This is a genomic window from Paraburkholderia sp., from assembly GCF_004298475.1.
In the GTDB taxonomy this organism is placed as follows: Bacteria; Pseudomonadota; Gammaproteobacteria; order Burkholderiales; family Burkholderiaceae; genus Paraburkholderia; species Paraburkholderia denitrificans.
The window spans coordinates 40,538-46,537 of sequence record NZ_SCRP01000014.1; the positions used below are offsets into that span (position 1 = coordinate 40,538).

The 6,000-nt window shown below is 67.5% G+C and carries 7 protein-coding genes; 5 read left to right on the plus strand and 2 right to left on the minus strand.

Annotated elements, in window-relative coordinates:
* Nucleotides 1–70: 70 nt before the first annotated feature.
* Nucleotides 71–793 carry an LrgB family protein gene (locus tag EPN59_RS08390; protein ID WP_293034342.1) on the minus strand — a complete coding sequence of 241 codons (723 nt, stop codon included), beginning with the start codon at nt 791–793 and terminating at the stop codon, nt 71–73.
* Between the two features lie 57 nt (nt 794–850).
* Entirely contained in the window at nt 851–1,327 is a 477-nt protein-coding gene (locus EPN59_RS08395; RefSeq protein WP_293034341.1) for a CidA/LrgA family protein, read from the minus strand.
* Nucleotides 1,328–1,438: 111 nt separating this feature from the next.
* Between EPN59_RS08395 and EPN59_RS08400 the strand changes: the two genes are divergently transcribed.
* From EPN59_RS08400 to EPN59_RS08420, 5 genes are all read left to right on the plus strand, one after another.
* On the plus strand, nt 1,439–2,368 hold the full coding sequence (locus tag EPN59_RS08400; RefSeq protein ID WP_293034340.1) for a LysR family transcriptional regulator: 930 nt from the start codon (nt 1,439–1,441) through the stop codon (nt 2,366–2,368).
* Between the two features lie 106 nt (nt 2,369–2,474).
* Nucleotides 2,475–2,729: an AbrB/MazE/SpoVT family DNA-binding domain-containing protein gene (locus EPN59_RS08405; RefSeq protein WP_293034339.1), complete on the plus strand. Its 255-nt coding sequence runs from the start codon at nt 2,475–2,477 to the stop codon at nt 2,727–2,729.
* Nucleotides 2,729–3,091 (plus strand): type II toxin-antitoxin system PemK/MazF family toxin, encoded by a 363-nt coding sequence (locus tag EPN59_RS08410; protein WP_293034368.1) that lies wholly within the window; start codon nt 2,729–2,731, stop codon nt 3,089–3,091. Before EPN59_RS08405 ends, EPN59_RS08410 begins: the two co-directional genes overlap by 1 nt.
* A gap of 53 nt (nt 3,092–3,144) precedes the next feature.
* On the plus strand, nt 3,145–4,887 hold the full coding sequence (locus EPN59_RS08415) for an isovaleryl-CoA dehydrogenase (RefSeq protein ID WP_293034338.1): 1,743 nt from the start codon (nt 3,145–3,147) through the stop codon (nt 4,885–4,887).
* A 70-nt stretch (nt 4,888–4,957) separates the two neighbouring features.
* On the plus strand, nt 4,958–6,000 hold a 1,043-nt coding region (locus EPN59_RS08420; RefSeq protein ID WP_293045879.1), incomplete at its 3' end, for an aldehyde dehydrogenase family protein.

Here is a 6,000-nt window from a genome sequence, read left to right on the forward strand (position 1 = left end):
ACCGGCCTATGGAACGGACCCTTCACCCGCCTCCGCATCCTTCAGCGCCAGACCGTGCCGCAAGCGCGAGTCAAACCGGCAGGAAGCCGAGCGCCGGCGCGAGCAGCACCATCACGACGCCCGCGATCATCATCGTGAGGCTCGCCACGACGCCTTCCTCGCTGCCGAGTTCGCGCGCCTTCGCCGTGCCCACGCCGTGCGCCGCCGCGCCGAACAGCGCGCCGCGCGCAAGACGCGTGCGCAGCGGCACGAGCGCGAGCACCAGTTCGCCGAACAGCATCCCGCACACGCCGGTCGCGATCACGAAAAGCGCCGTGAGATCGCGCGGCGCGTGGATCTTGTCGGAAACGGCCAGCGCGAACGGCGTCGAAACCGAGCGCGTCATCAGGCTGCGCTGCAGTTCGGGCGACAGGTGCAGGAGCTTCGCGAGCGCGAGCGACCCGCCCACGGCGACGACAATGCCCACGCCCACGCCCGCCGCGAGCGAGATCCAGTGGCGCTTGAGCAGTTCGCGATACTCGTAGATCGGCACCGCGAATGCGACGGTCGCCGGGCCGAGCAGCCACATGAGCCAGCGCGTGTCCTCGAAATAGACCGGATACGGAATGTGCAGCGCGAGCACGATCGCCCCGAGCACGACCGGCACGGCGACGAGCGGCGTGAGCCACGGCGAGCGCACACGCGCGTAAAGCGCCTTCGACGCGAAATAGAGCACGACAGTCAGGATCAGGCAGCCCGCGGCGATCAACCGGGAGGCATCGTCGGCGAACAAGGAGGCAATAAACGTGTTCATGACGCTATCATCCTGTAAAACGATCAATCAATCGGAGCGACATCGCGCGCCGCCGGTTCAGGCATGACGCGCGTGATGCGCATGACGCGTGAGGTGGCGCGCCTGCAGCACGCGGCGCAGCGCGAGGCGGCGCTCGAACCGCGCGGCCTGCTCGACGGCGAACGCCACGGAAACCATCACCATCAGCGTCCCGCCGACCACCACGAGCGCCAGACGCCAGCCGTCGGCGCGGAACAGCCCGCCGTACTGCACGGCCGCCACGGCGGCCGGAATGAAGAACAGCAGCATGTCGGAGAGCAGCCAGTCGGCGCCCGCCTTGACCCAGCGCGGCGCAACACCGCCGCAGAACAGCAGCGCAAGCAGCGCGACGAGGCCGACCACGCCGCCCGGCACGGGCAGATGCGTCGCCCGCGCAAAGCCGTCCGCGACGAACCAGAGCCCGGCGATCAGGGCCGACTGCACCGCGATCAGCCCCATGCGCGCCACTGCGCCCGCTTGCCGCGAGGCTTTCGTCGTTGAGCGTTGAGTGGTCATGGCAAACCCTGGGTGACATTGGTAAGAACCCAGTATAGGGTGCGCCGCTGCATAAACATAATGACTTAGAATTATCCAAACCATTCCATACTGGAATCAGGAGCCGGAACCGTGGAGCTACGCGCGCTGCGCTATTTCATCGAGGTGGTGCGGCAGCAGAGTTTCACCGCCGCCGCCGAACAGATGCACGTCACGCAGCCGACCATCAGCAAGATGGTGAAAGCGCTCGAAGACGAGATCGGCACGCCGCTCTTGCTGCGCGATACGCGCCAGATGGTGCTCACCGACGCGGGCCGCATCGTCTGGCAGCGCGGCCAGGACGTGCTCGCCGCGCATGCGCAGTTGCAGGCCGAAATCGACGATCTGGCGACGCTTGGCCGCGGCGAACTGACGATTGGCGTACCGCCCATGGGCGGCTCGCTCTTCACGCCCGCCATCGCGACGTTCCGCGAGCGCTATCCGAGGATCGAACTGAAGCTCTTCGAGCAGGGCTCGCGCGCGATCGAAGCAGCGCTGATTTCCGGCGAACTCGAACTGGGCGGCGTGCTGCAGCCGGTCGATCCGGCAACGATCGACGTGCTGCCGATCTCGCATGAAGTGCTGTGGCTCGTCGCGCAGAAGGGTTCGCGTTGGGACGGCGCGGCGAGCGTGCCGTTGGCCGAACTCGCCGACGAGCCGTTCGTGTTCTACGGCGAGAGCCTGGCCCTGAACGACGTCGTGCAGCACGCATGCCGCGAAGCGGGCTTCGTGCCGCAGATCGTGGGGCGCAGCGGACATTGGGATCTGATGGCGGCGCTCGTGCTCGCGGGCGTCGGGATCGCGCTGCTGCCCGCCCCGTACTGCCGCAGGCTCGACGCCGCGCGCTTCACCTGCCTGCCCGTGAGCGAGCCCGAAATCACCTGGGATATGGCGATCGGCTGGAAGCGCAATGCCTACCTGTCACACGCGGCGCGCGCGTGGCTCGCGGTGGCGAAAGAAACCTTCGGCAAGCCCTCGTCGTTTCTCGACGATTTCGTGCTGCCGCCCGGGCTGGGCGAATGAGGTGCGCGCGGCACTCCTGTCAAACCGGGAAACCCGTATAAACGCCTTAAAACGTCCACTGGAGTGTGTAGACTTGTTTATACGTCAACACGAGAGGGATTCCATCATGGGAAAAACAGCGACGCTGACGATTCAGCAGTGGGGGAACAGCCTGGCTGTCCGCATTCCCGCTGCTGTCGCACGCGCGGCGCATTTTTCGGTCGGCCAGGAGGTCGAAGTGACGACCGATGAGGTGGGCGTGACGGTGAAACCGGTTGGTCCGCGCAAGCTCACGCTCGCGGAGAAACTGGCTCTGTTCGATCCGGAAAAGCACGGCGGCGAAGCGATGGCAACCTCCCGCGTCGGCGCGGAGGTGTGCTGATGGCCGGGGCAGTGTGGGCGCCCGATCGCCGCGACATTATCTGGATCGACTGCAATCCGCAGGTCGGGCGCGAAATGAGGGACATGCATCCGATGCTGGTCCTGTCACCGAAGCCGTTTAACGAGCGGACCGGCATCGTCATCGGACTTCCCATGACGACCGCCAGATCCAACGACACGAATCCGTTTGCCATCAAGTTTCAGGGGCCGAAAAACGTCACGAGCTACGTGCTTGGACACCAGCCCAAGTCGTTTGACTGGCGAGCGCGCGGCGCGAAGGCACACCCGTGGAAGCGCGTTCCGGATGAGGTGTTTGCTGCGGCGTGCGAACAGTTGAACCAGATTATCGCGATTGGCGAGTAGGACTCAGACAAGGCCGCGCGCACCCGCGCCCAGGGCCCAAAGGAGACAGGCAGATGGAAAGAGCACATCGCCCCGGCACGAGCCACGAGGTCACCAACCAGGCGCCGCCGCTCGCGGACTACAACCTCTTCACCAGCGACGCCGCGCTCACGGAATCGCTCGCGCGCGCGGGCGCCGGGTGGCATCGCGAGGCGCTCGAACGCGACGGCGCGCGCCTCGGCACCGCGGAGGTGATCGCGCTCGCCGATCTCGCCAATCGCCACCCGCCCGAACTCTTCACGCACAGCCCGCGCGGCGAGCGCATCGACGCGCTCGAATTCCATCCGGCCTGGCATCGCCTGCTCGCGCTGCTGCGCGCCGAGGGCCTGCACGCGCTGCCGTTCTCGAACCCGCAGCCCGGCGCGATGGCCGCGCGCTGCGCGGGCTACTTCCTGCACGCGCAGATCGAATCGGGCGCGCTGTGCCCCACCACGATGACCTTCGCGAGCATCCCCGTGCTGCGGCGCGAGCACGCGCTTTTCGAAACGCTGCGCGAGCGCCTTTACGCGCGCGAGCACGATCCGCGCGATATTCCGTGGCAGCAGAAGACGTCGATGATGATCGGCATGGGCATGACCGAAAAGCAGGGCGGCTCCGACGTGCGCAGCAACCGCACCGAAGCGCACGCCGCAGGTAGCGCCACCGGACGCGGCGCCGAGTACCGTCTGACCGGGCACAAGTGGTTTCTCTCCGCGCCGCAATGCGACGCGCATCTGGTGCTCGCGCGCAGCGGCGCGCACGACGGCCTCTCGTGCTTCTTCGTGCCCCGCTTCGCGCCGGACGGCACGAAGAACGCCGTGAACGCGGTGCGCCTGAAGAACAAGCTCGGCAACCGCTCCAACGCAAGCAGCGAGGTCGAATTCTTCGACGCGTACGGCGTGATGATCGGCGACGAGGGACGCGGCGTGCAGACCATCATCGAAATGACGAACTACACGCGGCTCGATTGCGTGATCGGCAGCGCGGCGCTCATGCGCGCGTCGCTCGTCGAGGCGATCCATCATGCGCGCCATCGCAGCGCATTCGGGCGTCGGCTCGCCGATCAGCCGCTCATGCAGAACGTGCTCGCCGATCTTGCGCTCGAATCGGAGGCCGCGACGGTGCTGTTCATGCGCCTCGCGCATGCGTTCGAGGAAACCCCGGGCACGCACGGCACGCAGCACGGCGCCCAGTCGCCCGAAGAGCGGCCCGAAGAGCGGCTCGAAGCGCGCGCATGGCGCCGCATCGTCACGCCCGCCGCGAAGTTCTGGGTCTGCAAGCGCGCGATTGCGTTCACCGGCGAGGCCATGGAGGTGTGGGGCGGCAACGGCTACGTCGAAGAAGGCCCGATGGCGCGCCTCTATCGCGAAGCGCCGGTCAACTCGATCTGGGAAGGTTCGGGCAACGTCATGTGCCTCGACGTCCTGCGCGCGCTCGAACGCGAAGCCGACGCCGCCCAGGCGCTCTTTCTCGCGTGGCGGCGCGACGCGCAGGGGCATCCGGCGCTCACGGCCGCGCTCGATCGTCTGTCGGCACTGCTCAACGGTGCGCCCGGCACGCGCGAAGCGAGCGCGCGACACATCGCGCAGCAGATCGTGCTGATCGCCCAGGCACTGTTGTTGCGCGAGGGCCCGCAGGCAGTCGCCGACGCCTTCATCGCCACGCGGCTCGGCGAACCCGACGGCGACGGTAATGGCAACTGCGGCCGCGTGGCCGGCACGCTGCCTGCGCAGTTCGACCACGCAGCGCTCGTGGCGCGCGCGTTCCCGGCTGTCTGACAGACAGAACCACCGCCCGCCGCGCCATGCACCCTCACTCGAACGTTCAGGTTCCGGGGAGCGACAGACCATGAAGCAGGATCTGCCCGAATCCGTCTCGCGCGATCCCCTCGCTGCCCTGCTCGACGTGCAGCGCGGCGCGTTCCTGCGCGAGCCGTTCCCTGCGTGGGAGGTGCGCGCACGCCACCTAAGGGCGCTGCGCGCGATGCTCTTCGACAATCGCGACGCACTGGCCGAAGCGATGAACGCCGACTTCGGCCAGCGCTCGAAAGCCGAGGTCACGCTCTCGGAATTCGTCGTGCTCAAGCAGGAGATCGATGGCGCACTCAGGCACGGCGCGCGCTGGATGAAGCCGCAGCGCCGCAGCGTCGGCAAATGGCTGCGGCCCGGGCGCGCGCGAATCGTGCCGCAGCCGCTCGGGGTGGCGGGCATCGTCGTGCCGTGGAACTATCCGCTGCTGCTCGGCGCGGGGCCGCTCGTCTGCGCGCTCGCCGCAGGCAACCGCGCGATGATCAAGATGTCGGAGTTGACGCCGCGCACCTCGGCGCTCTTCGAAGCCCTCATCGAAAAGACCTTCTCGCGCGACCATGTCGCCGTGGTCAACGGCGATGCGTCGGTCGGCGCAGCATTCACGGCGCTGCCGTTCGACCATCTGCTGTTCACGGGCTCGACGCGCATCGGCCGCGAGGTCATGCGCGCGGCGGCGGCCAATCTGACGCCCGTAACGCTGGAACTGGGCGGCAAATCACCCGCGCTGATCGGCGAGCACGCGCGTTTCGACTACGCGGTCGACAGCCTTCTGCTCGGCAAGACGCTCAATGCGGGTCAAACCTGCATCGCGCCCGACTACGTGCTGCTGCCGCGCGGCCAGGAGGCGGCGTTCATCGAGCGCGCGCGCACGCGCTTCGCACAGCTTTATCCCGACTTCCCCGACAACCGCGATTACACGTCGATCATCTCGGCGCATCATTTCGAGCGGCTCGTGCGCATCGCCGACGAGGCACTGGCGGCGGGCGCGCAACTGCATCCGCTCGACGGCCAGCCCGGTGGCCAACTCAGTGGCCAACTCAGTGGCCAACTCAGTGGCCAACTCAGTGGCCAACTCAGTGGCCA

Bases quoted from the DNA above. Each gene is read 5' to 3' on its own strand.
- EPN59_RS08415 (WP_293034338.1), top strand. From the start codon at position 3,145: ATGGAAAGAGCACATCGCCCCGGCACGAGCCACGAGGTCACCAACCAG.
- EPN59_RS08405 (WP_293034339.1), top strand. From the start codon at position 2,475: ATGGGAAAAACAGCGACGCTGACGATTCAGCAGTGGGGGAACAGCCTG.
- EPN59_RS08410 (WP_293034368.1), top strand. From the start codon at position 2,729: ATGGCCGGGGCAGTGTGGGCGCCCGATCGCCGCGACATTATCTGGATC.
- EPN59_RS08395 (WP_293034341.1), bottom strand. From the start codon at position 1,327: ATGACCACTCAACGCTCAACGACGAAAGCCTCGCGGCAAGCGGGCGCA.
- EPN59_RS08390 (WP_293034342.1), bottom strand. From the start codon at position 793: ATGAACACGTTTATTGCCTCCTTGTTCGCCGACGATGCCTCCCGGTTG.